This window comes from Frankia sp. Hr75.2 (genome assembly GCF_949319125.1).
GTDB lineage: Bacteria > Actinomycetota > Actinomycetes > Frankiales > Frankiaceae > Parafrankia > Parafrankia soli.
On the sequence record NZ_CASGGV010000199.1, the window covers coordinates 49,985 to 75,665 of the forward strand.

Annotated in this window: 21 protein-coding genes; 14 read left to right on the plus strand and 7 right to left on the minus strand. The window is 69.6% G+C overall.

The features are described 5' to 3' along the window. Positions 1-344: 344 nt before the first annotated feature. On the plus strand, positions 345-872 hold the full coding sequence (locus tag AC559T_RS14820) for a PH domain-containing protein (RefSeq protein WP_235014067.1): 528 nt from the start codon (positions 345-347) through the stop codon (positions 870-872). A 116-nt stretch (positions 873-988) separates the two neighbouring features. Beyond that, positions 989-1,552, plus strand: a complete 564-nt coding sequence (locus AC559T_RS14825; protein WP_498869092.1) for a DUF3558 family protein — start codon at positions 989-991, stop codon at positions 1,550-1,552. Positions 1,553-1,587: 35 nt separating this feature from the next. On the opposite strand, the gene AC559T_RS14830 is transcribed toward AC559T_RS14825, so the two are convergent. After that, a complete protein-coding gene (locus AC559T_RS14830; RefSeq protein WP_498869093.1) occupies positions 1,588-2,241 on the minus strand; it encodes an alpha/beta fold hydrolase in 654 nt (217 codons plus the stop codon). 21 nt (positions 2,242-2,262) lie between these two features. Beyond that, a complete protein-coding gene (locus tag AC559T_RS14835) occupies positions 2,263-3,012 on the minus strand; it encodes an SDR family oxidoreductase (protein ID WP_498869094.1) in 750 nt (249 codons plus the stop codon). Positions 3,013-3,315: 303 nt separating this feature from the next. Here AC559T_RS14835 and AC559T_RS14840 point away from each other — a divergent pair, with 303 nt between their 5' ends. Then, complete coding sequence (locus AC559T_RS14840) at positions 3,316-4,779, plus strand: class I adenylate-forming enzyme family protein (protein WP_368955688.1); 1,464 nt, start codon at positions 3,316-3,318, stop codon at positions 4,777-4,779. A gap of 73 nt (positions 4,780-4,852) precedes the next feature. Here the strand turns inward: AC559T_RS14840 and AC559T_RS14845 are convergent, their stop codons facing one another. Further along, positions 4,853-5,875 (minus strand): NAD(P)H-dependent amine dehydrogenase family protein, encoded by a 1,023-nt coding sequence (locus tag AC559T_RS14845; RefSeq protein ID WP_368955687.1) that lies wholly within the window; start codon positions 5,873-5,875, stop codon positions 4,853-4,855. A 303-nt stretch (positions 5,876-6,178) separates the two neighbouring features. Further along, positions 6,179-7,375 carry a cytochrome P450 gene (locus tag AC559T_RS14850; protein WP_112106738.1) on the minus strand — a complete coding sequence of 399 codons (1,197 nt, stop codon included), beginning with the start codon at positions 7,373-7,375 and terminating at the stop codon, positions 6,179-6,181. A 491-nt stretch (positions 7,376-7,866) separates the two neighbouring features. On the opposite strand from AC559T_RS14850, the gene AC559T_RS14855 reads away from it, so the two are divergent. Next, a complete protein-coding gene (locus AC559T_RS14855; protein ID WP_498869095.1) occupies positions 7,867-8,817 on the plus strand; it encodes an HpcH/HpaI aldolase/citrate lyase family protein in 951 nt (316 codons plus the stop codon). Positions 8,818-8,866: 49 nt separating this feature from the next. After that, the gene (locus tag AC559T_RS14860; protein ID WP_498869096.1) at positions 8,867-10,063 is read left to right on the plus strand and encodes an acyl-CoA dehydrogenase family protein; all 1,197 of its coding nucleotides are present in this window, start codon (positions 8,867-8,869) and stop codon (positions 10,061-10,063) included. Between the two features lie 90 nt (positions 10,064-10,153). Here AC559T_RS14860 and AC559T_RS14865 read toward each other — a convergent pair whose 3' ends face one another. After that, positions 10,154-11,335: an FAS1-like dehydratase domain-containing protein gene (locus AC559T_RS14865; protein WP_498869097.1), complete on the minus strand. Its 1,182-nt coding sequence runs from the start codon at positions 11,333-11,335 to the stop codon at positions 10,154-10,156. An 883-nt stretch (positions 11,336-12,218) separates the two neighbouring features. Here AC559T_RS14865 and AC559T_RS14870 point away from each other — a divergent pair. The 4 genes from AC559T_RS14870 (at position 12,219) to AC559T_RS14885 (ending at position 17,352) form a co-directional block, all read left to right on the plus strand. After that, positions 12,219-13,589, plus strand: coding sequence for an MFS transporter (locus AC559T_RS14870; protein WP_498869098.1), 1,371 nt, complete (start codon positions 12,219-12,221; stop codon positions 13,587-13,589). Further along, positions 13,586-14,335 carry an N-acyl homoserine lactonase family protein gene (locus AC559T_RS14875; RefSeq protein ID WP_112105895.1) on the plus strand — a complete coding sequence of 250 codons (750 nt, stop codon included), beginning with the start codon at positions 13,586-13,588 and terminating at the stop codon, positions 14,333-14,335. The genes AC559T_RS14870 and AC559T_RS14875 overlap by 4 nt, the downstream gene beginning before the upstream one ends. Before the next feature lie 166 nt (positions 14,336-14,501). Further along, positions 14,502-16,091, plus strand: coding sequence for a class I adenylate-forming enzyme family protein (locus tag AC559T_RS14880; protein WP_498869099.1), 1,590 nt, complete (start codon positions 14,502-14,504; stop codon positions 16,089-16,091). A gap of 139 nt (positions 16,092-16,230) precedes the next feature. After that, on the plus strand, positions 16,231-17,352 hold the full coding sequence (locus AC559T_RS14885) for an NAD-dependent epimerase/dehydratase family protein (RefSeq protein ID WP_498869100.1): 1,122 nt from the start codon (positions 16,231-16,233) through the stop codon (positions 17,350-17,352). A gap of 133 nt (positions 17,353-17,485) precedes the next feature. Here the strand turns inward: AC559T_RS14885 and AC559T_RS14890 are convergent, their stop codons facing one another. Both AC559T_RS14890 and AC559T_RS14895 read right to left on the minus strand, forming a co-directional pair. After that, complete coding sequence (locus tag AC559T_RS14890; protein WP_498869101.1) at positions 17,486-18,502, minus strand: NAD(P)-dependent alcohol dehydrogenase; 1,017 nt, start codon at positions 18,500-18,502, stop codon at positions 17,486-17,488. A 60-nt stretch (positions 18,503-18,562) separates the two neighbouring features. Next, entirely contained in the window at positions 18,563-19,978 is a 1,416-nt protein-coding gene (locus AC559T_RS14895) for an aldehyde dehydrogenase family protein (protein ID WP_498869102.1), read from the minus strand. Positions 19,979-20,307: 329 nt separating this feature from the next. Here AC559T_RS14895 and AC559T_RS14900 point away from each other — a divergent pair, with 329 nt between their 5' ends. From AC559T_RS14900 to AC559T_RS14920, 5 genes are all read left to right on the plus strand, one after another. Further along, positions 20,308-21,018: an IclR family transcriptional regulator gene (locus AC559T_RS14900; RefSeq protein ID WP_498869103.1), complete on the plus strand. Its 711-nt coding sequence runs from the start codon at positions 20,308-20,310 to the stop codon at positions 21,016-21,018. A gap of 508 nt (positions 21,019-21,526) precedes the next feature. Continuing rightward, entirely contained in the window at positions 21,527-22,579 is a 1,053-nt protein-coding gene (locus AC559T_RS14905; RefSeq protein ID WP_498869104.1) for an ABC transporter substrate-binding protein, read from the plus strand. 10 nt (positions 22,580-22,589) lie between these two features. After that, on the plus strand, positions 22,590-23,435 hold the full coding sequence (locus AC559T_RS14910) for an ABC transporter ATP-binding protein (RefSeq protein ID WP_498869105.1): 846 nt from the start codon (positions 22,590-22,592) through the stop codon (positions 23,433-23,435). After that, the gene (locus tag AC559T_RS14915; RefSeq protein WP_498869106.1) at positions 23,432-24,418 is read left to right on the plus strand and encodes an ABC transporter permease; all 987 of its coding nucleotides are present in this window, start codon (positions 23,432-23,434) and stop codon (positions 24,416-24,418) included. The genes AC559T_RS14910 and AC559T_RS14915 overlap by 4 nt, the downstream gene beginning before the upstream one ends. Next, on the plus strand, positions 24,415-25,584 hold the full coding sequence (locus tag AC559T_RS14920) for a CaiB/BaiF CoA transferase family protein (protein ID WP_498869107.1): 1,170 nt from the start codon (positions 24,415-24,417) through the stop codon (positions 25,582-25,584). The genes AC559T_RS14915 and AC559T_RS14920 overlap by 4 nt, the downstream gene beginning before the upstream one ends. Positions 25,585-25,681 lie beyond the last annotated feature (97 nt).

Sequence of the window (25,681 nt, forward strand, 5' to 3'; positions counted from 1 at the left end):
GCAGAAGGCCGCTGAGGTTCGGCCTGACGCAATACGACACGGTGCCCCACGAGTTGGCCCGCCCGGCGTCCGGCCGCGCCGGACACTCCTGCTGACGGCCGTCAAGCCCCCCGGCGGTTCCGGACGGTCCCTCACGGCGGATGCGTCCGGTGAGATCGCCGGACAGAACGAACGACAGCCACCATGTCCCCATGAACCAACGTCGGCTCGGGCCCTTACCCGAGCCCAGTCTCGTCCGCGGGACGGAACTCGCCGACGGGGGCCCGCGCTGCCCACTGGTCGGCTTTCCTCACGCTGTCGCGGAGGGTGAGGAATCATAACGTTTCGGTCAGGGGGATCCGGGCATGTCGCAGCTGCGTGAGGACATCGAGCAGGCCAAACAGAAGATGCGGCTCAGGAGCAGGAGCAGCCGAGAGATCAAATACCTTGCGGAACACCTGTGGGAGGGTGAACGCGTCGAGCGCCTGGCCAGGGGCTCGTGCGGTAAGGGCGGTGGACTTGTGGTACTTACTGATCGCCGCCTGCTGTTCGTTTTGGAAGGTCGGAAGCGGAGGGCCAGCGAGGAATTCCCGCTGAGGAACGTCTCCTCGGTGGAGTGGGCTGCCGGGCTGGTACTGGGAAAAATTGTCGTCCTCGCATCGGATAGCCAGGCGGAGATCACGAACGTGAACAAGCGTGCCGGCAGGGAGATCGCGGATCTGATCCGGAACCGTCTTGGCCTGGCGTCACCCGCTCCGACTCCCGTCGCCGTTCCGCCTGGCGATCCGGACCTCAATGATCGGCTGCGCAGGCTCGGTGAGCTGCGAGAAGCAGGCGTTCTCACCCGTGAGGAGTTCGAGGGCAAGATGGCCCGCCTGCTCCGACCCGGGTGAGGCCCGCGTCGATGACAGCCTCGCGGGGCGAGGAACTCGAAGATCCCCCGCGAATGTCGCTATCGGATTTCGGGCCGCTGCTTCCCGGGGGCGGGCGCCGACAAATGGGGGCCAGCGTGGATCTTCCTGTGCTGAATCGTATTTACGTCGGAGGCCGCGCGGTGCTGCCCCTACTCGCGGTCCTCGTGACGCTCGGCTTGTCCGGGTGCGGTACCCCGGGTGCGGAGGCGACGCCTTCGCCCGCACCCGGGCAACAGCGCACGCCGGCCACCAGCGGAAACAAGCCTGCGGAACCGGCGCTGCCGTCGGCCGGAGTGGGAGCGAACCCCTGCGCGCTCGTGTCCAGGCCGGAGGCCGAGAAACTTGCCGGCACGTCGCTCAACAGCCCCGTTTTGCTGGCCGAGACGTGCACCTACACAGCGCCACCCAGCGGGCCAACGGCCCAGGTTGAGGTTTTCGTCGGGGAAACCGCCGAGAATTATCTTACCGCCGAGCGTGGCATAGGCCACGATCTCCGCCCGTTGTCGGGAGTCGGCGACGAGGCATATATCGAGGACGGGGGGATCTTCGTCAACAAGGCCGGCCGCTGGGTATCGGTCAAACTGGTGCGCAGCAACGACCCGGCGGAAAACAACGGGCCACTCGAGGACCTGGCGCGCACGGTTTCCGACCGGATCTGACCACCCGGGACACGGGTACGGCAGCCTGACCGAGGTCAGGTGGCGAGCAGGTAGTCCACGAGCGCCTGCGGCTGGCTCAGCGCGAGGAGGTGCCCGCCGGGCAACGTGTCCGCCTCGACGCCCAGCCGTTCCCGGGCGACCCGCCGCTGGAAGTCGACCGGGAAGAACCGGTCGTCGGCGCCGGCGGCGACCCGGGTCGGGACGTCGGGCCAGGCGTCGAGGTCACACGTCGAGGCGAACACCGCGGCGCTCTCGGCCCGCTGGTGGGCCTCACCGTCGGCCGCGACCTGGCGCGGCAGATCGTGCAGGAAGTACACCTCTGGATCGAACTCGGTGCCGTACCCGGCCGCCCGCGCCTCCTCGGCGCCGGTGTTGCCCCACCAGTCGCCCGGTGTCTCACCCGGCGCGGGGACCATCGCGTTCACCAGGACGACGCCGCGCACCGGTGTCCGCGCGGCGACGAGCGGCGCGGTGAACCCGCCGAGCGACTGGGCGACGACGACCACGTCGTCCTGCCCGCGCACCGCGTCGAGGACGAGGGCGGTGTACTCCGGCAGCCCGGCGGACTCGTCGTCGCCCGGCAGGTCCACGGCGACGGCCTGGTGGCCCCGCGACGTCAGCAGCGGGATGACGCGGTGCCAGTACCACGCGGCGCCGCCGGCGCCGGGGATGAGCGCGAAGGTCGTCACCGGGTGGTACCTACCGTTCCTTCAGCCAGTCGACTCCTTCAGCCAGTCGACGAGGTGGGTCTCGCTGAGCGCGGCGTCGTCGCCGGGCACCAGGGTTTCATCATCCAGCGGCGCGCCGAAGTAGCGTGCCCGGGGGTCGGCGACGACGGGGCGAGGGTCGTCGCGGGCGGACAGCACCGTGCGGACGAGGTCGTCGAGCCGGAACCGCTCCGGGCCCGCGATCTCCGTGACGCCGTTCGTCGGTGTCCCGAGCGCGGCGCCGCTGACCCCGGCGGCGACGTCGTCCGCCGCGATCGGCTGGATGCGCACCGGGGGGACGCGCACGGTGCCGGCCTCGGTGCCCGCGTCGGCGATGCTGCCGACGAACTCGAAGAACTGGGTGGCGCGGACGACGGAGTAGGGGATCGGGCCGGCCGCGACCAGTGCCTCCTGGGCGCTCTTCACGCGGAAGTACCCGCTGGCGGCGAGGCGTTCGGTGCCGATCACCGAGAGCACCACGTGGTGCCCGACCCCGGCGGCCGCCTCGGCGGCGAGCAGGTTGGCGGTCGAGGTCTCGAAGAAGCGCAGCACCGCGTCGTCCTCGAACGACGGTGAGTTCGACACGTCGACGAGCACGGCGGCGCCGTCGAGAGCGGCCGCCAGGCCCTCGCCGGTGAGGGCGTTGACGCCCGTCCGGGGCGAGGCGGCCACCGTCTGGTGCCCGATCCCGGCCAGCCGGGCCACGACCCGGGAGCCGACGAGCCCGCCGCCACCGATCACAACGATCTTCATGATGACCCTCTCGCGATGTTCCGAGCGCCGAGTTCCGACTCGCCCGATCCGGCCGCGGGCCCCGGGCCCGGCTCCGTCCGGTCGGGGCCACCGCCGCGCACCCAGCCTGGACGTCCGCCGGCGCGTACCCGCGACGACGCGCGGGAGGCAGCCGGACCCGGGCCCGGGCGGCGCTCCTGGGACCGTGAAACGGGCCGGATCACGTCCAACGGTTTCGCCCGACGCCGGACACGGTTAATTATTGGAGTCGGTTTCGGACTCGTCCCTCCGTGGGAGCCGGCGGGACCTACGGAGGGACACGCCGTGGACGACACGGTCAGCTACGCACGGCGGATTCGAGAGCTCGTCGGTGAGCGCCCCGACGAGATCGCGTTACGCCACATCGCGCTGGACGGCACCGAACCGGCGTTCACCTGGGCCGAGCTCGATCGGCGCTCGGGCCAGCTCGCCGGTGCCCTCGCGGCCCGCGGGCTCGGCCCCGGCGACCTGCTCGGGCTGGGGCTGCGCAACTCGCCGCAGTTCGTGTTCAGCGCGCTGGCGGCCTGGAAGCTGGGCGCCGTGCCGGTGCCGGTGCGCTGGGACCTGCCGGACTGGGAGTTCACCCGGCTGCGGGAGACCGTCGACGCGCCGGTGTTCCTCGGGCCCGAGGACATCCCGTGGATCGACGCGACGGCCGACCTCGCCGTCCCGGACCTGCCCGACGCGACGTCACCGCAGACCAACGGCATCTGCAGCAGCGGCTCGACGGGCACGCCGAAGGTGATTCTCAACGCGCGGCCGGCCGTCTTCGACGCCCGTGCCACCGCGCCGTTCGTCGACCAGTGGAGCCCGGTACCGCGGCCGCAGGTGATCCTGGTACTCGCCCCGATGTACCACGCCAACGGGTTCTCCACCCTGTACAACCTGCTGGCGGGGGACAGGCTGGTGGTGATGGAGAAGTTCGACGCCGCCCGGGTCGTCGGCGTGATCGAGCGTCACCGGATCAGCACGTTCACCGCCACCCCGACCATGCTGCAGCGCATCGGCGACCTGCCGGACGTCGACGGCCGCGACCTGTCCAGCATCGAGTGGATCATGCAGGGCGCGGCGCCGATGCCGCCGTCGCTGGTGCACCGGTGGGCCGGGCTGATCGGCGCCGAGCGCATCGTGATGGCCTACGGGATGACCGAGGCACTCGGCATCACCGCGCTGCGCGGAGACGAGTGGATGTCCAGGCAGGGCAGCGTGGGACGTGGCTTCCGGGGCACCGAGGTCCGGATCCTGGGCGCCGACGGCGAACCGGCGCCGACCGGTGAGATCGGCGAGATCTACCTGCGCGCGCCGCGGTCGAGCTACGGCGGCTACACCTACCTCGGCCAGGCGCCGCGGCTGCGCCGCACCGACGACGGCTTCGAGACCGTGGGCGACCTCGGTTACCTCGACGCCGACGGCTTCCTGTACCTGGTGGACCGCCGGGTCGACGTGATCATCACCGGCGGGGCGAACGTCTTCCCGGCCGAGGTCGAGACGGCGCTCATCGACCATCCCAAGATCGCTGACATCGTCGTCATCGGGCTGCGGGACCCGGAGTGGGGCCGGCGGGTGCACGCCGTCGTGCAGCCTGCCGACCCGGCCCAGCCTCCGTCGTCCGCGGAGGTCATCGCCTACGCGAAGAGCCGGCTCGCCGCCTACAAGGTGCCCAAGACGATCGAGATCGTCGAGGCGCTCCCGCGCAGCGAGGCGACGAAGATCAACCGCGGCGCGCTCGTCGAGGCCCGCGGCGGCTGACCCCGCCAGGGCGAAGGGCCCCGGCCCCGGTGCCGGCCTCGGCGGCGAGGGCGCCGCCGAGGCCGGGGTGAGATCACGGTGCGGCGATGGATCCGGCCGTCACGAGTGGGAGGTCGTCCGCCGTGACCAGGCCGGGGGGCGCGGCCACCACGGCCGGAACGGCGTTCACCGCCGGGTTGGCGGTGTGCGCGTCGCGGTCCACGGCGTCCGCGGAGTACTCGAACTCGTAGCGGAGCCGCACGTTGGGGTGCCCGCGGATCTCCATGACGTACCCCTCCTCGATCGGCCAGTCGGGCTCCATGGCGTTGCCCAGCCGCCACAGCAGGCCCAGCTCGATCAGCGGCCGGCCCCGCACGATGCCCTGCCAGCGGCCTTTCAGCCCGCACACGGTGCCCCGCGGGATCGTCATGTAGCCGAGGTCGAGGTCCCTGGTCGCCAGCCCGAACTCGGGTGCGTAGCGCACCTCGTCGAGATCGGCGCCGAGGGCCTTCGCGATCACCTCGACCGCGTCCTGGAAGACGAGCTGGCGCTGCTTCGCCGCGTCGGCCAGCCCCGGGGTGTCCGGCGGTGACCCGAAGCCGAGCGCCTGCCACGTCTCGGCCGACGCGTAGTGGGTGCAGTCGGCCGCCTCGAAGATCGATATCTTCTCCACCTCGCGGCACAGCGCGGCCGCGGTGAGGCCCACGACGCCGGCCAGGCCAGGGTTGATCCCGGTTCCGTACAGGGACACGCCGCCGCGCCGCGCGGCCTCGTGCAGGCGGTTCATGTCCTTCTCGCCGTAGGACCGGCCGGTGAGGAAGTTCGCCGTGGAGATCACGTTGATGCCGGCCTCGAGCAGCCGCACCATGTCGTCGACGTCCCACAGCAACGGCATGTAGAGCACGACGTCGGGCCGCAGCGCGATGATCGCGTCGAAGCTGCTGGTGGCCTGGACGCCGAGCGGCGGTAAGCCGCACAGCTCACCGACGTCCTTGCCGTCCTTCTCGGCGCTCCACGCGAAACAGCCCACGAGTTCCAGGCGCGGATGCGCGAGGACGGCGCGCACCGCGCTGCGCGCGACACCTCCGGTGGTCCACTGGACGACTCGAATGCTCATGCTCTTCTCCGATCGCTGGGTGGCCGCACTGGACGGCGAAGTGGTGGTCGTCCTTCCGCCGCCAGCCGTCGCGGGTCGCGTAGATCCGGACGCCGTCGAGCGCGTGCATACCCTCAGCCTCCGGCCGGGGTCGGCCGGGGTCGGCGGGACCGGTCACGCGCTGACACGGGCGGGTCTGGCACGGGGGAGGACGGAAAAGACCCAGCGGCGCATACCGCCGCTAAATCATCTGCCTTCGCTAAATCATCATCCATGTTGAAGGCAGTCTAATGTTGCCAATTCCCTAGTCAATGGCGGCGGGGCCTACCGGACGAAGGCGGGCATCGTCTCCCAGCCGCGGACCGTCGAGGTGCGGGCCTGGACGGCGTTGTCCCAGTCGATCTCCCAGGTCGGGAACCGGCTGAGGACCTCGTCCAGGGCGACCCGGCCCTCGAGCCGGGCCAGCGCGGCCCCGAGGCAGTGGTGGATGCCATAGCCGAAGCTGAGGTGGCGGCCGACGTCGCGGTGGACGTCGAAGCGGTCAGGGTCGGCGAAGCGGCGCTCGTCCCGGTTCGCCGAGCCGTTCAGCAGCACCATGATGCTGCCCTCGGGCACGGTGTGGCCGTGGTGTTCGACGTCGCGGGCGACATGGCGCGCCTGCACCGGTGAGGGCGCCTCGAAACGCAGCAGCTCCTCGATCGCGTTCGGAATGAGCGAGCGGTCCGCGACGAGTTCGCGCCGCTGGTCGGGGTTCTCGGCGAGAATCTTTCCGGTCCAGCCGATGAGCCGCGTGGTCGTCTCGTTCCCGGCCCCGGCGAGCATCGTGACGTAAGTGAGAACTTCCTCTCGATGGAGCTTGCGGACGGTGCCCGTCTCGTCCTCGAACTCGGCGTTCAGGAGCTCCGTCATCAGGTCGTCGGAGGGATGCTCGGCCCGCCAGTCGATGTAGGCGCCGAACTCGTCGGAGTTGAAGTCCTCGGCCGAGACCGAGAGCTCTTCACCCTCGCGCAGCTGCAGGCCCTCGTCGAGACGGTCCCGGATCGCCTCCTGGTCGGATTCCGGGATTCCCAGGAGAAAGCCGATCGTGCGCATCGGCATCTGCGCGCCGAGGTCCCGGATGAAATCGAAGCGCTCGGTCCCGACAAGGGGATCGAGGGAACGCGCGCAGAACTCGCGGATTTTCGACTCCAGCGCGTTCATCTTCCGCGGGGTGAAGACCCGGGCGAGCAGGCTGCGGTGAATGTCGTGGATCGGCGGGTCCTCGAAGAGAATGATTCCCGAGGGCAGCTCGATGTTGGCCTTGATGAGCTCCAGGATGGATCCCCGGCCGGACCGGTAGGTGTTCCAGTCACTCAGGCAGGGCTCGACGTCCTCGAAGCGGCTGAGGGCGTAGAAGTCGTACTTCTCGTTGTAGTAGAGAGGTGCCTCGTCGCGCATGCGCCGCCAGACCGGGTAGGGGTCGGCGTCGATCTGGGCGTCGTAGGGATCGTAGTAGACGTCGCTGGGGCTGGTTAACGGCATGTTCCACTCCTCCGTGCGATCGAACGACGCGCCCGGCGCGCCGCCGCGCGTGTGAGCCCTGCCACCACTGCTACCGACCGTACCGGGGCGACCGCCCACGCTCGCCGTCGGCGGGATGCGACACGGCAGGTCGGCCGGTGCCGAGGGCGCCCCGTCGACAACGTGCGCCGCTCCACCACCGGCTCGGTGCCCGCTCCCGGCGATCTCCGTCGGCCCTGTGACTGCCCGCACACCGAGACGACGGTGCTTGGATGTCCTGCTTTCGTGTGGAGCGAGCCGCGGGTGCCGGTGCCGCCGGCGGTCCGCCGGCTGTTCCCGGCCGGCGGGTGCCCCGTCCCACGTCGGTGACGATCGACATGGATGCCCAGCCGCCATGGACTACCGTGGCGAGGCCACTCGCCGCGCCGGCCCGGGCGCTGCCCGACCAGCCATGACCACCGGTTCTCCAGCCGCCTCGGAGAGCCGGCCCGACGAAGGAGTTTCTGACCAGAATGCCTCTGCGTGCTCGCCGGTCGTGTCTGGCTGTTCCGGCTTCGAACGTGAAGATGTTGGGTAAGGCGCAGGGGCTTCCTGCCGACCAGATCTTCTGTGATCTGGAGGACTCGGTCGCTCCGGGGGCGAAGGAGTCGGCGCGGGGGAACGTCGTGTCGGTGTTGAACGAGGGTGACTGGGCGGGTAAGACCCGGGTCGTGCGGGTCAATGACCTGACGACGAAGTGGACCTACCGTGATGTCGTGACCGTGGTCGAGGGCGCGGGGGCGAACCTGGACTGTGTGATGCTGCCGAAGGTGCAGACCGCCGCGCAGGTGCAGTGGCTGGATCTGTTGCTGACGCAGATCGAGGAGGTGATGGGTTTCGAGGTCGGGCGGATCGGTATCGAGGCGCAGATCGAGAACGCGCTGGGTCTGTCGAACGTGAAGGAGATCGCGTTCGCCAGCCCGCGGATCGAGACGATCATCTTTGGTCCGGCGGATTTCATGGCGTCGATGAACATGCCGTCCCTGGTGGTGGGTGCGCTGAACCCGGATTATCCGGGGGACCCGTTCCACTACGTGCTGTTCAAGATCCTGGAGGCGGCGCGGGCGCGGGGGGTGCAGGCGATCGACGGGCCGTTCCTGCAGATCCGGGATGTGGAGGCGTTCCGTGGGGTGGCGAAGAAGTCCGCGGCGTTGGGTTATGACGGTAAGTGGGTGCTGCATCCGGGGCAGATCGACGCCGCGAACGAGGTGTACGCCCCCCGGCAGGAGGATTACGACCACGCCGAGCTGATCCTGGACGCCTATGCCTGGCACACCTCGGATGAGGGTGGGCTGCGGGGCGCGGTGATGCTCGGGGACGAGATGATCGATGAGGCGAGCCGGAAGATGGCCGAGGTGATCGCGGGCAAGGGTCGTGCCGCGGGTATGGCGCGTACCGCCCGTTTCGAGCCGCCGGCCGGCTGACCCGGTCTGGCTGTTTCCCCGTCGAGACCTCAAGGACACAGGAGCCGCTATGGGCAGGATCGCGCAGACCGACGGGCTGACCGAGGTGCAGTCCGACATCCTCGCGGCGGTGCGGTCGTTCGTGGACAGGGAGATTCTGCCGAACGCGGGGGATCTTGAGCGTAAGGACGAGTATCCCGAGGCGATCGTCGAGGCGATGAAGGAGATGGGCCTGTTCGGGATCACGATCCCGGAGGAGTACGGCGGTCTCGGTGAGTCGTTGCTGACGTACGCGCTGGTGGTGGAGGAGATCGCCCGTGGGTGGATGAGTGTGTCCGGGGTGATCAACACTCATTTCATCGTGGCGTATCTGGTGTTGCAGCACGGTACCGACGAGCAGCGGGAGCGGTTGTTGCCGCGGATGGCGACCGGTGAGCTGCGTGGGGCGTTCTCGATGAGTGAGCCGGGGTGTGGTTCGGATGTGTCGGCGATCACGACCCGGGCTGACCGTGACGGCGACGAGTACACGATCACGGGGCAGAAGATGTGGCTGACCAACGGTGCCCGTGCCGGTCTGGTCGCGACGTTGGTGAAGACGGATGAGGGTGCGGAGTCGGTCTATCGGAACATGACGACGTTCCTGTTGGAGAAGGAGCCGGGGTTTGGTACCGACGGTGGTATCACGATTCCGGGCAAGCTGGAGAAGCTCGGGTACAAGGGTGTCGAGACCACGGAGATGATCCTGGATGGTCATCGGGCGCCGGCGAGTTCGATTCTGGGTGGTCCGGGGGCGGCGGGTCGTGGTTTCTACCAGATGATGGACGGGGTGGAGGTCGGGCGGGTCAACGTCGCGGCCCGCGCCTGCGGGATCATGATCCGGGCGTTCGAGCTGGCGATCGCCTACGCTCAGCAGCGGCGGACGTTCGGCCGTCAGATCGCTGATCATCAGGCGATCGCGTTCAAGCTCGCGGACATGGCGACCAAGGTCGAGGCGGGTCATCTCATGATGGTCAACGCCGCGCGTAAGAAGGACAGCGGGCAGCGTAACGACGTCGAGGCCGGGATGGCCAAGTACCTCGCCAGTGAGTACTGCCATGAGGTGACCACCGAGTCGTTCCGGATCCACGGTGGCTACGGGTACTCCAAGGAGTACGAGATCGAGCGCCTCTACCGGGAGGCCCCGTTCATGCTCATCGGCGAGGGGACGTCCGAGGTGCAGAAGCGCATCATCAGCCGCGCCCTGCTCAAGGACTACAGACTCCGTTGAACGGGTGATGCGTCCGGCGGCGAGCGGGTCCATGCCCGGGCCCACGCCGTCGGCGGGCGCGGTGTCCGGCCCGCGACGACGGCGTGCGCCTCACCGGTCGGCCGGTGCCCCCTCCCGGCTCGGGAGCGCGATGACGGCGGATCCGGGCATGACGTTCGTGTCCCGCTGGTTGGTCGCCCAGGTCTCCACACGCACGATATGGTCGCCGTCGGCGTCGATCTCCTTGGCCACCACGCGGCCACCCAGTCGCACCACGTCCGAGAGGTATACGTGGCTGCGGTACTGGCCGTGCAGGGCCTTGAGCGTGCCGTCGTCGCCCATCCAGCTGGTCAGGGAGTGGATCTGCCAGCAGGTGCGCTGGATGCCGACGTCGTAGGCGATCTGGGCGCCCTGCAGGCGGGCCGCGTAGTCGTTGTAGTGCACCGAGTAGACCGGTTCGAGGGCGTGTGTGTTCGGATCGCGGAACGCCCATTTCGGGTGCTTGTGGTAGCGCCGCAGCGCGACCCCGTGCGCGGACAGCCGGGGAATGGGAGCGGCACCCGCGGCGATGTAGGCGATGAAGTCGGTCAGCCCGATCGGGCCCTTGGTGATGACGTCGATCTCGTCACCGACGGCAACGTCGTCCCAGTAGCGCGGCTCCGCGCCGCGGGGGCGTTCGGCGAGGACGTCCGCCTCGATCGCGGTGAGCTCGCTGTCCGTCCACGGGTGGGGCAGCTCGATCTTGCGGGAGTCGCGCCGCTTCTGCATCTCGCCGCGCTCGAAGCGCATCCGGGAGCAGATGAAGGTCGCGACCAGTTCGCCATGCTGGTTGCGGTACTCCTGGCGCAGGTAGTCCTTGATGCGGCGGCCGCCGAAGTTGCTGTCGGTCGGCCCGTCGAACCCGTCGAACACCACGGTGGCTGTGATCTTGTCGTCGAGTCGGATCGGCCGTTCGAAGGTCATGGTCGTCTCGGCGTGGAACCCGCCCAGGCCGCGCCATCCCACCTGGACGGAGCCGAGGCAGGCGAAGACGAAGCTGGGGGGAGCGACGATGCCGCCGTGCCGCGTCCCCGCCGCATAGTCGGCGTCGGTCCACAGCGGGTTGTCGTCACCTATCCCCTCGGCGAAGCGCAGGATGGCGAGGCGGGTCGCGTACTCGTTGTTGACGCAGGCGTCGGTGCGCAGCTGCGTCCCGATCAGCGCCCGCATTTCCTCGAGCAACTCGTCGGTGAATGTGCCCAGCGCCAGTTCTCTCGCGATGCCGTCGGTCTTTTCCTCGTGTGTCGTCGTCATCTGCTCCCAATCTGCGTTCGTGCGGAGTGCGTGGGTGTGGTCCGGTGGCCTGGGGGCTTCGACCGGCTGGGGGACCCGGGCCTGGGTGGCCGCTGCGACGCCGCGGCCATGGACGGAGGACCCCACGCCCACGGGTGCGGTGGCGGTCGAGCCGGCGACTCCCTGTGCGGGGCCCGCGGAAACGGGACGAAGCCGGCTGCTCCCCGGCCGTCGGGTCGTAGCAGGCGGCGCCCGGCCTGGCTCGCGGGCATCGAGGTGTTCCACGCCGGCAGGGTGGGTGGGCGGATCCAGGGCCCGCGGGCGTGAACGGACGAGCCGCCGTGCGCCGTGACCGGAACGCGGCCGACCGCGGCCCCGGTGGACGGCCTCGACGGACGGCATCGACCAACCCCCTCGCTCGTTCCTAAATCGGAACGTCGGGTCGCCATTACGGATACTTCCACCGTGTGGCGTGGGTGTCAACGCGGTCGGGGGGAGGTCCGGTCCGAGCGGGTGGCTCGCGTGGGGCTATTGACCACCCGTGGTGGCGCGGCTAATTTCCCTCCAGAGTTCCTGATTGGAGATGCTAGTTCGTATATACGAACCGGTTGAGTCGCGGACCGTGATGCCGCGGCGCCGGTCGTGGTCTGAGTACGACCCCGCCAGGGCCCTGTCCCGGTCCATGACGAACAGCCGAGGAGCCCCGGCTACCGGGTCGGGCCGTCTACATGGCGGATGGGTCGGGGTGAGGAGCCACCCGCCGGGAAAAGGAGCGCCCGCCGGGTTTTTACCTGGCGGCTGGTGTGCAATCCATAGAAGCCCGGAAAGAGCCTGCCGAAGGTAGTGAATAGATAGGTCAGATCCGGCCCATCCGGGTCGCCCGACAACTCGCGGAGTTTGCCTGATGACGCTACAAGACGTGCCTGCGCAGGATCCCGCCATCGACCAGTCTATCGCCAGTGAAAATCGGTCGGATCCAAAGAAGATGCGCAGGGTCGCCCTGGCAAGTTTACTGGGAACCGTCGTAGAGTTCTACGATTTCGGTATTTACGCCACCGCGGCGGCCCTGGTCTTCGCGGACGCGTTCTTCCCGGCCTTTGGTGGCAATGGCGGTACCATTGTGTCGTTCGCGACCCAGGGCGTCGCGTTCGTCGCCCGCCCGCTGGGGGCGATCCTGTTCGGGCACTTCGGTGATCGGCTCGGGCGCAAGCGGACTCTGATCTTCACGATGTCGCTGATGGGCGTGTCCACCGTGCTCATCGGCGCGTTGCCCACGGCGGGGAGCATCGGGGTCGCGGCACCCATTCTGCTCGTCCTGCTCCGCGTCGCGCAGGGCATCGCCGCCGGCGGCGAGTGGGCGGGTGCGACGCTGTTCACCTCCGAGCATTCGCCGAAGGGCCGTCGCGGCTTCTGGTCCATGTTCACCAATCTCGGCGGCGCGCTCGCGAACATCCTCGCCCTGTCCACGTTCCTCGCCGTGGCGCTCTACATGAGCGAGGAGACCTTCACGTCCTGGGGATGGCGCCTCCCGTTCCTGGGCAGCTTCGTGGTTATCGCCGTCGGTCTCTACGTGCGGCTGAGGATCGAGGAGACCCCCGCGTTCGAGGCCGAGGCGAAGCGTCAGCGCAGTAGCCGCGGGCTGCCGTTCAAGGAGGCCGTGGTCAACCAGTGGAAGGAGCTCCTGCTCGGAGCTGGCGCGTTGGTGACGGCCTTCTCGCTCGGCTACATCGGGATCGCATACCTGACCAACTACGGCACTGCCACGCTGGGCCTGAGTCGACCCGAGGTGCTGACGGCCGGCATTGTCGGCAATGTTGTGAATGGTTGCGCAATCATCTCGGGCGGCATTCTGAGTGACCGGTTCGGCCGTCGGCGGGTCCTGCTGGCTGCCAACACCGTCGGCATCCCCTGGGCGCTGGTCCTGTTTCCGCTGCTGGACACGGGCACACTTACCGCCTTCTGGATCGGGATGGCGGTGACCTTCCTGATCGCCGGTCACGGGTTCGGCGTCGCGGGGTCGTTCCTGTCTGAGCTGTTCCACACCCGCTACCGCTACACCGCGGCCGGGCTCTCCTACAGCCTCGCGGGCGTTGTCGGCGGCGCGGTACCTCCGCTCGTCGCCGCCAGCATCATCGGAAGCCACGGCGGATTCGTGTTCGGCCTGTTTCTGGCCGCCTACTGCCTGGTGAGCCTGCTGTGCGTACTGGCTCTGCGGGAGACCGTCGGCGACGAATTGATCGAGACGCCCGCAGCGCAGCAGGGGGTGACATCGTGAAGCTGACAGTCACAGCTGTCTCGGTCGGCCGCGTCTTCGGCCTCCAGAAGGCCGCGCTCACCTACCTCCGGGGCTGGGGCGAGACCCTGGACATCCCGCTGATCATGTTCGTGATCCAGGGTGGTGCCACTCCGGTGATCGTCGACACCGGGGCCGACCTGAGCCGGGCCTGGGAGCACCACCGGATCAGGATGGAGCAGACGCCCGAGGAGCGGCCCGACGCGGCGGTGCGCGCGCTGGGCATCGACCCCGATGAGGTGGGTCTGGTCGTCAACACCCACCTGCACTGGGACCACTGCTCCAACAATCATCTGTTCCCCAATGCCCGCATCGTCCTTCAGCGCCGCGAGATCGATTTCGCGCGGAAGCCGGTCGAGTGGCATCGGCGCCAGTTCGAGGCCGTTCCCGACCTGGTCCCGGCGTGGCTGCGTGCCGAGGACCGGATCGACGCGATTGACGGCGACACCGACCTGGCGCCCGGGGTCTCGGTGGTCGCCCTGCCCGGTCACACGCCGGGTTCACAAGGGGTCGTGGTCGAGGCTGAGACGAACCGCTACCTGCTCGCGGGTGACTGCGTCGATCTGTACGAGAACTGGGCGGGCGACGCGGAGGCCGACCGCATCCCGTCCGGCTTCTTCACCGATCTCGTGGCCTACGAGGAGAGCGTGCGGCGGATCGAGCGGTTCGGCTGCGAGGTGATCCCGAGCCACGACCCGCTGGTGGTCGAGCGTCGGGTCTTCCGTTGAACGCGCGCCGCCCTGGGCGGTTGCAGGTCGTCAAGCGCCTGTCGGCAGTCCGAGTTTGTTTGCGAACAAGTCCGTCGAGCCGAATACGCGAGCAGACGGGCAGATGACCATTGCCGAGCCCCGTCGGCCGCATGGCCCGCGTGGACGGCGGAGAGAGGAAGCGGCGATGAGCGGCCCGATCCCTTCGTGGGGACGCGATGTTACTGTCGAGCAGGTAGGCGGCGTCCCGTTCCGAATGTACGAGCCGCGGGCGCGGAGGCTGGAGTCCCTGCTGGACCATGCCGACCGCTGGGCGGGCCGGGCCCACGCCGTGCAGGGCGACGTGCGGCTCGACTTCGGCGACCTCGTGCCCGCGGTCGGTCGCAAGGCGGCCCAGCTGCGCCAGCACGGGGTGGGCCGGGGGGACCGGGTCGCGCTGCTGGGCTGGAACAGCCCGGACTGGGTGGTGAACCTCTGGGCCACCTGGTGGCTCGGCGCCGTTCCGGTGCTGGTCAACGCCTGGTGGAGCACCCGGGAGATGGAGCACGCCTTCACGGCGCTCACACCCGTCGCCGTGCTGGCCGACCGCCGGCTGGAGCACAAGGTGCCGGCCGGGAGTCCCGTCGCGCCGTGGCTGATGGCCGACGCGGTCGACGGCGCGCCGCCTGAGCGTCCCGACAGCGACGACGAGAACGAGCCCGCCCTGATTCTGTTCACCTCCGGCAGCACCGGATTCCCCAAGGCGGTCGTGCTCACGCACCGCTCGATCATCTCCGGCCTGCACTCGCTGCTGAGAATCACCAAGCGGCTTCCGCAGGAACTCGACGGCGCGGCGCCCAGCGTCGCCCTGCACACGGGGCCGCTGTTCCACATCGGCGGCGTACAGACCCTCGTGCGGGGGGTCGTGGTCGGCGAGACCCTGGTGTTCCCGCAAGGCAAGTTCGACGCACACGCGGCGATGGACCTCATCGCCGCGCACGGTGTCACCCGCTGGAGCGCCGTCCCCACCATGGTCAGCCGGCTGCTCGACGCCCAGGCGCAGCGGCCGGTCGACCTGCACAGCCTGCGGTCACTGACGCTGGGCGGTGCCCCCGCCCACCCCAGTCTGTACCAGCGGATCCGCGACGAGCTGCCGTCCGTCCAGGCACGCGTGGCCACGGGTTACGGCCTCACCGAGAACGGTGGGCAGGCCACCGCGGCCAGCGGCCGCGACACCCGTGACCGGCCCGGCTGCTGCGGTCTGCCGCTGCCCACCGTCGAGATCACCTTCGGTGACCGGGCACCGGGCGGGGACGGCGAGGTCCTGCTCCGCGCCGCGTCGCAGATGCTCGGCTACTACGGGGAGGCGTCCGGCCCCATCGACGGCGACGGGTGGCTGCACACCGGTGACCTGGGCTACCTCGACGAGGACGGCTATCTCTGGGTGACTGGCCGCAGCAAGGACCTCATTCTGCGTGGGGGCGAGAACATCGCGCCGCTGTCGGTCGAGCGCGCGCTGGTCGGCGTGCCCGGCGTTCTCGATGCGGCGGTGATCGGCCTGCCGCACGCTGACCTGGGGGAGGAGGTCGCGGCGGTCGTGGTGGTCGACGAGGCCACCGCGGGCCGGCCGGACCTAGCGGAGTACGTCATCGAGGTCCTGCGCTCGGACCTGGCGTCCTTCGCGATCCCGACCCGGTGGCGCTTCCAGACCGAGGAACTGCCGGTGCTCGGGTCGGAGAAGATCGACAAGCATGCGCTCGCCGCGGAGTTCGCCGCCGAGGCCGCCGCTTCCCGGTGAGCATCCCGGCCCCGGTGCGCGCCGCGTCGGCGCGCACCGGGGCCGGGTACGGCTGCGGCACGACACCCCTGCCGAAGCAGTGCCGACGAAACAGCGCCGGCCAAACAGTGCCGGCCAGAACTGAGTGCGAGGAGAGGCTGTGTCGCGTTCCGCGCTTGTCATCGGTGGCACCGGGCCGACCGGGCCGGGAGTGGTGCGCGGACTGCTTGACCGCGGCTTCGACGTGACGATCCTGCACGGCGGCCAGCACGAGGTCGAGCTGCCCGCCGAGGTCCGCCACATCCACACCGACCCGCACTGGCCGGACACGCTCGGCGCCGGCCTGGGCCGGGCGGAGTTCGACCTCGTGGTGGCTCAGTACGGGCGGCTCGCGGTCACCGCGCAGGTCCTCGCCGGCTGCACCGACCGGGTGGTTGCCGTCGGGGGTGCCCACGGCTCCCTCGCGCACGCCGCCGATCCGCGCTGGGGAGCGCTGGGCCGGCCCGCCCTGCCCCCCGAAGAGGCCGAGCACCTGGAACAGGACCCCGCACACGGCACGCTCGCGGTCAGGATGGCCGCCGCGGAACAGGCCCTGTTCGACGCCCACGCGGCGGGCGCGTTCGCGGCGACCCTCCTGGCCTATCCCGTGGTCTACGGCCCGCGGCAGGTCGCGCCGCACGAGTGGTGCATCGTGCGGCGGATCCTCGACGGCAGGCGCCGCATCGTCGTCGCCGACGGGGCCATCCGCATGGAGACCAGGCTCTACACCGAGCATGCGGTGCATGCCGTGCTGCTGGCGGTGGACCACCGCGCGGCCGCGTCCGGGCAGAAGTTCGTGGTCGCCGACGACAACCTGTTCACGATGCGCCAGCGCATCGAGTTCATCGCCGCCCGGCTCGGCGTGGACGTGGAACTGGTCGACATGCCCTACCCGCTGGCGACCCCGTGCCACCCGTACTGGCGCCACGGGCCCGACCACCGGCTGCGCGGCAACGCCCGCAGCCGGGCGGAGCTCGGCTATGCCGACACCACCCCCGCGGCGGACGCCCTCGGCGCGACGGTCGACTGGCTGGTCGAACACCCGCCCGTGCCCGGCGGTCCGGAGGAGAAGCGGCTCGGTGACCGGTTCGACTACGTCCATGAGGACGACCTGATGGAACGCTGGGCCGCGGTGCGCCGCGACTGGTCCGATGACGCGGACCCGTTCCGGCCGGCCCACGCCTACCGCCACCCGCGCCGCCCCGACGAGACGTGGCACGCGGGCGGTACGGCCACGACGTAGCCGTTGCGGCGTGCCGTACCGGCGTAGCTCGCACCGGTGCATCTCGTACTCGTGGATCTCGTACTGATGGAGCTCGTACTCATCGAGCCCGTACCGCCCGCCTGAGCAGCACTGCTCAGGCGGGCGGTACGACTCAGGAGTCGGCGATGGTCGCGACGTCGAGCACGAACCGGTACCGGACGTCGCCGGCACTGAGGCGGTCGTAGACCTGGTCGAGCTCCTTCGCCGCGACGACCTCCACCTCGGCCCTGATGCCGTTCTCGGCGCAGAAGTCGAGCATCTCCTGCGTCTGCGGCATGCCGCCGCTCATCGAACCGGCCAGCACGCGCCGGTTCGTCAGCAGCGTGTAGGGGTCGATGCGCAGCGGCTCGTCGGGCACGCCGAGGTTGACGAACGTGCCGTCCAGGTCGAGCAGGTCGAGGTGGGAGGACAGATCGTAGTTCGTCGGGACCGTCGACACGATCAGGTCGAACGAGTCCCGCAGCGCGTCCAGATCGCCGGTCGTCCGGTAGTCGTCCGCCCCGAGGCGCTCGGCGTCGGCGCGGCGGTCCTCGGTGAGTTCCAGGACGGTCGTGCGCGCGCCGAGGGCGTGGGAGATCTGGACGCCGATGTGCCCGAGCCCGCCGAACCCCAGGATGCCGACCCGCCTGCCGGGGCCCGCGCCCCAGCGCCGCAGCGGCTGGTACATGGTGATGCCCGCGCAGAGCAGGGGCGCCGCGGCGTCCAGCGGCAGGGCGTCGGGGATGCGGGCGACGAACCGCTGGTCGACGACCACGAGTTCGCTGTACCCGCCCAAGGTGGTTGCCCCGTCGCGGCCCACCCCGTTGTAGGTCAGCACCTTGCCGCGGCGGCAGTAGGACTCCTGCCCCGCGCGGCAGGCGGGGCAGTCCCGGCACGAGTCGACCAGGCAGCCGACGCCCACGTGGTCGCCGGTGGTCAGCCCGGCGACCTCCGCGCCCACCTCGCGGACGATGCCGGCGATCTCGTGACCGGGCACGATCGGATAGCGGGTGTGCCCGAACTCCGCGCGGGCGTGGTGGACGTCGGTGTGGCAGACCCCGGCGTAGGCGATGTCGATCAGCACGTCGCGCGGGCCGACGTCGCGGCGCTCGACGGTGATCGTGCTGAACGGTGCCGTCGGGCTGCTCATGGCCCGGGCCTTTGCGGTGATCACGATGACTGCCTCTCGATGGCTCGCCGGGTCCGGGGTTCAGCTGATGAGCGACTGGTACTCGAGGTACTCCTCGATCCCGTACCGGCCCATCTCCCGGCCGATGCCCGACCGCTTGAGGCCACCGTGCGGGGCGCGCATGTCGATGGGCGCGCCGTTGATCCGTACGCGTCCGGTGCGGATGCGTCGGCCGACGTCCCGTGCCCGCGCGGGGTCGGCCGCCCAGACCGCGCCCGCGAGCCCGTAGTCGGAGTCGTTGGCGATGGCGACGGCCTCGTCGGTGTCGTCGAACGGGATGATGATGACCACCGGTCCGAAGATCTCCTCCTGGGCCAGCCTGCTGCTGTTGTCACCGGTGAAGACGCTCGGCTGCACGTAGTAGCCCCGGTCGAGGTGCTCCGGCGCCTCCGGGCCGCCGGCGACCAGCCGCAGTCCCTCGTCGATGCCGGTCTGGATGTAGCGGCGCACGCGGTCGCGCTGGGCATCGGAGACCACCGGCCCGAGGGTCGTGGCCTCGTCCAGGGGGTCGCCGATCACGTAGCTCGTCGCCTTCGCCGCGGCGATCTCCTCGGCTTCGGCCAGCCGCCCGCGGGGGACCAGCATGCGCGAGAGGCCGCCGCAGACCTGGCCGGAGTTGCGGAAGGCGTCACCGAGCCCGTCGACGACGGCCTTCTCCAAGTCGGCGTCCGCAAGAATGATGTTGGCGGACTTGCCGCCGAGCTCCAGGGCCACGCGCTTGACCGACCGGGACGCCAGCTCCATCACCCGGCTGCCCGCGCGCACCGAGCCGGTGAGCGAGACGATGTCGATGAGCGGATGGGTCGCGAGCGCCTCGCCGATCTCCGGGCCCGTCCCGCTGACCAGGTTGAACACGCCCCTGGGTAGGCCGGCCTCGGCGGCGGCCTCGGCGAACAGGAAGGCGCTCAGCGGCGCGACCTCGGTGCCCTTGAGCACCATCGTGCAGCCCGCGGCGATGGCCGCGCCCGCCTTGAGCGCGATCATCCGCATCGGCCCGTTCCACGGGGTGATCGCCCCGGCCACACCCGCGGGGATGCGCCGCACGATCGTGTCGTCGAACCGCTCCTCCCACACGATGTCCTTCAGGCTCGCCGCGGCGATGCGCAGGTCGTTGATGGCGGTGGCGGACTGCGAGCCGCGGGCGAGCGTTATCGGTGTGCCGACCTCGCTCACGATCGTGCGCGCCAGCTCCTCGGCCCGCGTGTCGAGGACGTCGGCGATGCGCGTGAGCATGTCGATCCGGTCGTCGACCGTCGAGCGCGACCAGGACTCGAACGCTCGCGCGGCGGCCTGGGCGGCGCGGTCGACGTCGTCGGCGTGGCCACGCGGTAACGTCGCGAGCGGTTCCTCGGTGGCCGGGTTGATGACGGTCAGGGTGCCGGTGCCCGCCGAGCTGACCCACTCACCGTCGATGAAGATCGTTCTTTTTTCGATCACGACTGTCTCCCTTGCGCGAGCACCGCGGGGACGCGGGGTCACATGTACTACCGTGGTCGTATATACGAACAACTGTTCCTCTTGGCGATCGCGACGGTACAGCGCACGGAAACCCGGGTCAATGCGCCTGCCAGCGCTCCGTCCGGTGCGTCACGGTGACCGGGGTGCCGCGCCGTCCATCGCGGCGGCCGGTCCGCCGCGCCTGCGGTTACTGTGCAGGCATCCGTGGCGCAGACCGCCCGTGTGGCCGGCTGCGGCGGGGCTCGGTTCGGGGCTCGTGACGGAAGGACGTGCAGAACGTGGTCGAGGGTCATCGCACGATCACGAGGGTGACCCGCATCCTCGAGGAGGTCGTCTACCGCCCGGGGATCAGCTACGCGGAGCTGACCCGTGTGCTCGAAGCGCCCAAGAGTTCGGTCTACGGGTTCATCCGGGGCCTGCTGGACACCGACTGGCTCGTGGAGCAGGACCACCGGCTCTACCTGGGGCCTGCGTTCTTCAGCCTGACCATCGCCAACGGCGACGTCCGCGCGGGCCTGGTGTCGACGGCCGATCTCGAGACCCTGCACCGGGAGGCGGGCCTCACCGCGTTCGTTGGCGTCCGGTCCGGCGACAGCCTGCTGTACATCGCGCATACGGGCAGCGACATGATGACCGTGTTCCAGGCGCGATCCAACATCCGGCGCAGCCTCCTGACGACGGCCGGCGGGCGGGCGCTCCTCGCGGCGCTGCCCGCGTCGGAGCTCCAGGCATACCTGCGGCGGCGGGGGCCCGACGAGGTCGAGAAGGTCGAGCGGTTCCTGGCCGCGCTGTCGGGCATCCGCGAGTCGGGGGTCGCGGTCAGCGTCAATGCCACCAGCCGGCGCACGGGAGTCGCGGTCGTCCTGCCGCACGCCACCGGACGCGCGATCGCGGCGGTGACCCTCGTCGGCGAGAGCGTGCACGTCGACCCGCGGCTGGACGAACTCGGCGAACTCATCAAGTGCCACATCGCGAAGTGGCGCGACCGGTCGGGGGCCTCACCGCGCGAACCGCTGTAGCAGACTGCTACTGGACGTGGCGGGGTGGTCGCGCTGCAGCATACCGCCGGGCAGTGTCGGGAGTGCGGCCCGCCGGTGTGATGGGACGTCGCGCGCCGCGCCAGGGTGCCTCGCCGCGGACGTGTGGCTATACCGCCTGTTGACAGGGTCGATCCGCCGCCCTACCTTTCTGCCAATCGTTAGTACGGTCACACGGTCGTATATACGTCCAGTTGCTGCGTGAAGATCTGCCCGCCGTGGATCGCGAGATCCGTCGGGCCCATTCGCGGTGGTGCGAGTACCACGGCGAGCGGGGTCCCACGCACCGCACCCACGTCCTCTTTACGCTGCCCGATCGACGCGAAAGCCCACCAAAGTAGTAGCCACGGCTGTGTCATGCCGTGGCTGCTTCGGCGACTTCAGGCACGTTCTGACGTCCGCGACAAAGGAGCCACAAATGCCCGCTATGCGACGACTGTCCTTACTTCCCTTACGAAGGTCGTCTTCGTCGCCGAGACCGCGCCGGACCGTGTCCGCTGTCGCTGTCCTCGCGGTCGCCGGGAGTATAGCCGCGGGCTGCGGGGGCTCCTCGGACAACAGCGCGGGGTCGGACGGGGCGCTGAAGGTAAAGATCATGTCGACCTCGGCGACCTTTACCGACCTCCCCACCGTGGTCATCGTTGCGCAGGACTACTTCAGGCAGGTCGGACTCGACGCCGATGTCAGTTTCTCGAACGCCAGCAATGCATCTCTGATCACCCAGGCCGTGATCTCCGGGGACACCAACATCGGTACGTCCGGTGCAGGCTCGCTGTACAACGCCTATGCCGAGGGCAAGACCGACCTCGTCAGCCTCGGAACCACCAACCCCAGTATCACCTTCGGGCTGGCGCTGAACCAGGAGACGCTGGACACTCTCGCCGAGCGCGGAGTGACACCGGAGTCGTCCGCGGAAGAGCGCGTCCAGGCGCTGCGCGGCCTCACTCTTACCTCCTCGCCGGAGGGCTCCACCGGCAACACCTATCTGCGCGTCATGCTCAGCGAGTACGGAGTCGATCCGGATCGCGACGTGACGATCCTTCCCAACAACGACGCCTCCGCCCAGATCGCGACCACGCGGCAGGGCCGGGTCAGCGGGTTCGCCCAGTCGTTCCCGCGGGTCAACTTCCCCGAGGCGGAGGGCTGGGGCGGGCTGTGGCTGAACTGGGCGGTCGACCTTCCGTCCATCCTTCCGCTGGCCTCGCACGAGTACTACACCACCCGCTCCTGGCTGGAGCAGAACCCCGAGATCGCCAAGCGTGTCATGCAGGCCGTGTGGCTCGCCGACCGGGACCTGCAGAACCCGACCGATGAGCTGCGGGACAAGGTGCGGGGATTGCCGCAGTTCGCCAACCTGAACGAGACGGCCTTCAACGCGGGCTGGGAGGTCGCGGTCGGTGCCTACAAGGACGCGTCTCCCCTGACGACCCAGGAGATGTTCGACAACCAGGTCCGGCTCGTGAACCTCAACCGTGACTCGCCGCTCACCTTCGGCTTCGACGACATCTACGACCTGAGCGCCGCGAAGGCCGCGCAGCCGTGACGAGGAGGCGATGATGTCGAAGAATCCGCAGACCGGGAGCGCAGGGCCCGGGAAGACCGCTACCTCGACGGAGAAGGCCCCGGAGTTCTCCTTCCAGAAGGTCAGCCGAAAGTTCCGCTCCGGTGACGGGGAGTTCACCGCGCTCGAGTCGGTCGATCTCGATATCGAGAGCGGCTCGTTCGTCTGCTTCATCGGTCCGAGCGGATGTGGCAAGACCACGCTGCTGAACATGTCAGCCGGGCTGCTGGCACCAAGCGAGGGTGACGTTTACTTCCGCGGTCAGCGGCTGAACGGGGTCAACACCGGGGTCGGGTTCATCACCCAGCACGACAATCTTCTGCCGTGGCGCACCTTGGAGAAGAACGTCGGGATCGCCCTCGAGATCGAGCGGGTGCCCCGCAAGGAGCGCCGCCAGCGGGTCGCCGAGGTGATCGAGCTGGTGGGGCTCAAGGGCTTCGCGCAGCGGTACCCCTCGCAGCTGTCGGGCGGCATGCAGAAGCGTGCCTCGCTCGCGCGGGGCCTGGTGTACAACCCCTCGACGCTGCTCATGGACGAGCCGTTCGGGGCGCTCGACGCGCAGCTGCGGTTCACGATGCAGAAGGAGCTGCTGCGGATCTGGGAACGGGACCGCAAAACCATCATCTTCGTAACGCACGATCTGGACGAGGCTCTTCTGCTGGCAGACAAGGTCGTCGTGTTCGGAACCCGCCCGGGCCGCGTCGTCCACGTGGAGGACGTGCCGCTGGAGCGGCCGCGTGACCTCGCCGACCTGCGGCTCAGCCCGGTCTACGGCGAGCTCTGGGAACGACTGTGGAAGTTGCTGGACCACTCTTCACCCGCCAAGGAGGCATCGTGAACCCGACGCCGGTGTCGACAACAGCCGGAGTGCAGGCCGCAGTGCCGGCCGGGCCGCAGGGCGTCGGCGCGCAGGGCGTCGGCGCGCAGGGCGGTGTGCTGGGCGGCCCCGTGGCGGCCACCGTCACCGGCTTGGATGAGCAGTCGTCCACCACCGCGGCCCGCAAGCCGCGCCGCCCGATGGACATCAAGCGGCTGATCGTCCTCATCTCGCGGGTGGTACTCCCGGTCGGGGTGCTGGCACTCTGGGAGACCGCGAGCGGGGACCCCGCGACCGAGTCGGGCGTGCTCATCGACAGTTTCTACGTCAGCAAGCCGTCCGAGATCTGGTCGGCGCTGACCGGCTGGGTCGATGACGGTGTGCTGCTGGACAGCATCCAGGCGACTGTCATCGCGACGGTGTACGGGTTCGCCATCGGCGCGGTGCTCGGCGTTCTGGTGGGCATCGTGCTGGGCAGCAGCCCGATGCTCGGCGAGATCTTCCAGCCGTTCATCGTCGCGCTCAACGCGGTCCCGCGGCTGGCCCTGGTGCCGCTTTTCATCCTGTGGTTCGGATTCGGCCTGGGTTCCAAGGTGGCGCTGGTCAGCCTCATCGTCTTCTTCCTCGTCTTCTACAGCACCTACGAAGGTGTGCGTGACGTCGAACAGCGCCTTATCGACGTGCTGAAGGTGATGAACGCGTCCAGGCTCACGGTGCAGCTGAAGGTCCGGATACCCTCGGCCGCGACCTGGATCATCCAGGGCCTGCGTGTCTCGGTGCCCTACGCGCTCGTCGCGGCGGTCACCGCCGAGATCATCGGCGCCAACACCGGCATCGGTTATCTGATCCAGCGGTCGGCGGGTAACTTCTACACCGCCGGCGTCTTCGCGGGCATCGCGGTGCTTGTGGTGGTCTCCACCATCATCAACGCGCTCGTGACGCTGCTGGAGAAGCGCCTGCTGCGGTGGAAGCCGCGCAACCTGACCAACGTCGGAGCACCATGAGCCCGCCCGTCGGCTCCGGCCCGCTCGCAGGGACGCGCGTCCTTGAGATCGCGGGCCGGGGCCCCGGGCCCTTCGCTGGCATGCTCCTGGCGGACATGGGAGCGGAGATCCTGCGCATCGACCGGCCGGATCCCCCCGTCCGTCCGCAGGCGCCCGACCACCGCCTGGAGCTGTACAACCGCGGACGGCGCTCCGTGGTCGTCGATCTCAAGCACGGAGCCGGCCCCGAGGTGGTGCTGCGTCTGGTCGAACGGGCGGACGCGATCTACGAGGGGTACCGGCCCGGCGTCGCCGAACGTCTCGGGATCGGCCCGGACGCGTGCCTGCAGCGAAACCCGCGGATCGTCTACGGGCACGGCACGGGCTGGGGGCAGACCGGGCCCCTGGCGGACAAGGCCGGCCATGACATCAACTACATCGCGCTCGCCGGGGCGCTCGACCCCCTCGGCTACGCGGGCGGGCCGCCCGCCATCCCGCTCAACCTGATCGGTGACTACGCGGGCGGAGGCATGATGCTCGCCTTCGGCATCGTGTGCGCGCTGCTGGAGGCGCGCGGCTCGGGCCGGGGCCAGGTGGTCGACGCGGCGATGGTGGACGGGGCGTCGCTGCTCATGACCCTGTACCACGGACGTCGGATGATGGGCACGTGGAGCGACGAACGCGGCACGAACTACGTGGACTCCGGCGCGCCGTTCTACAACGTCTACGAGACGAGCGACCACCGGTACGTCGCGATCGGCGCGATCGAGCCGAAGTTCCAGCGGGTGCTGTTCGACGCCATCGGCGTGGACCTCGACGGCATCACCATGCCGGTGTCGACGATCGACCGTACCGACTGGGCCGAACTGCGGCGCCGGCTCGCGACGGTCTTCGCGACCCGCACCCGCGACGAGTGGACCAAGCTGCTCGCCGACGTCGACGGCTGCTACTCGCCCGTGCTGTCCCTCGGGGAGGTGTCCGCACATCCCCATCACCAGGCGCGTGACGGCTTCCCGGAACTCGACGGAATCCCCCATCCCGCGCCGGCGCCCCGGTTCGGGCGGACCCCGGCGGCCATCCGGACGGCCCCGCCCAGGCCCGGGGAGCACACCCGGGAAGCCCTGGCGGACTGGGGCTTCACCGACGACGAACTGCAGACGCTGCACCGGGACGGCGCAATCCGGTAGCGGCGGCGCGATCGCGGCGATGGCGACCCGGACCAACGGCGATCCGCTTCCCCACGGCGATCCGCCCGCGACGGTGCCCACCGGCAGTTGTGCCGGT

Excerpts from the sequence above, each read along its gene's own strand:
- AC559T_RS14820 (WP_235014067.1), top strand. The coding sequence starts at position 345 with ATGTCGCAGCTGCGTGAGGACATCGAGCAGGCCAAACAGAAGATGCGG.
- AC559T_RS14835 (WP_498869094.1), bottom strand. The coding sequence starts at position 3,012 with ATGAAGATCGTTGTGATCGGTGGCGGCGGGCTCGTCGGCTCCCGGGTC.
- AC559T_RS14845 (WP_368955687.1), bottom strand. The coding sequence starts at position 5,875 with ATGAGCATTCGAGTCGTCCAGTGGACCACCGGAGGTGTCGCGCGCAGC.
- AC559T_RS14850 (WP_112106738.1), bottom strand. The coding sequence starts at position 7,375 with ATGCCGTTAACCAGCCCCAGCGACGTCTACTACGATCCCTACGACGCC.
- AC559T_RS14855 (WP_498869095.1), top strand. The coding sequence starts at position 7,867 with ATGCCTCTGCGTGCTCGCCGGTCGTGTCTGGCTGTTCCGGCTTCGAAC.
- AC559T_RS14860 (WP_498869096.1), top strand. The coding sequence starts at position 8,867 with ATGGGCAGGATCGCGCAGACCGACGGGCTGACCGAGGTGCAGTCCGAC.
- AC559T_RS14865 (WP_498869097.1), bottom strand. The coding sequence starts at position 11,335 with ATGACGACGACACACGAGGAAAAGACCGACGGCATCGCGAGAGAACTG.
- AC559T_RS14870 (WP_498869098.1), top strand. The coding sequence starts at position 12,219 with ATGACGCTACAAGACGTGCCTGCGCAGGATCCCGCCATCGACCAGTCT.
- AC559T_RS14880 (WP_498869099.1), top strand. The coding sequence starts at position 14,502 with ATGAGCGGCCCGATCCCTTCGTGGGGACGCGATGTTACTGTCGAGCAG.
- AC559T_RS14890 (WP_498869101.1), bottom strand. The coding sequence starts at position 18,502 with ATGAGCAGCCCGACGGCACCGTTCAGCACGATCACCGTCGAGCGCCGC.
- AC559T_RS14910 (WP_498869105.1), top strand. The coding sequence starts at position 22,590 with ATGATGTCGAAGAATCCGCAGACCGGGAGCGCAGGGCCCGGGAAGACC.
- AC559T_RS14920 (WP_498869107.1), top strand. The coding sequence starts at position 24,415 with ATGAGCCCGCCCGTCGGCTCCGGCCCGCTCGCAGGGACGCGCGTCCTT.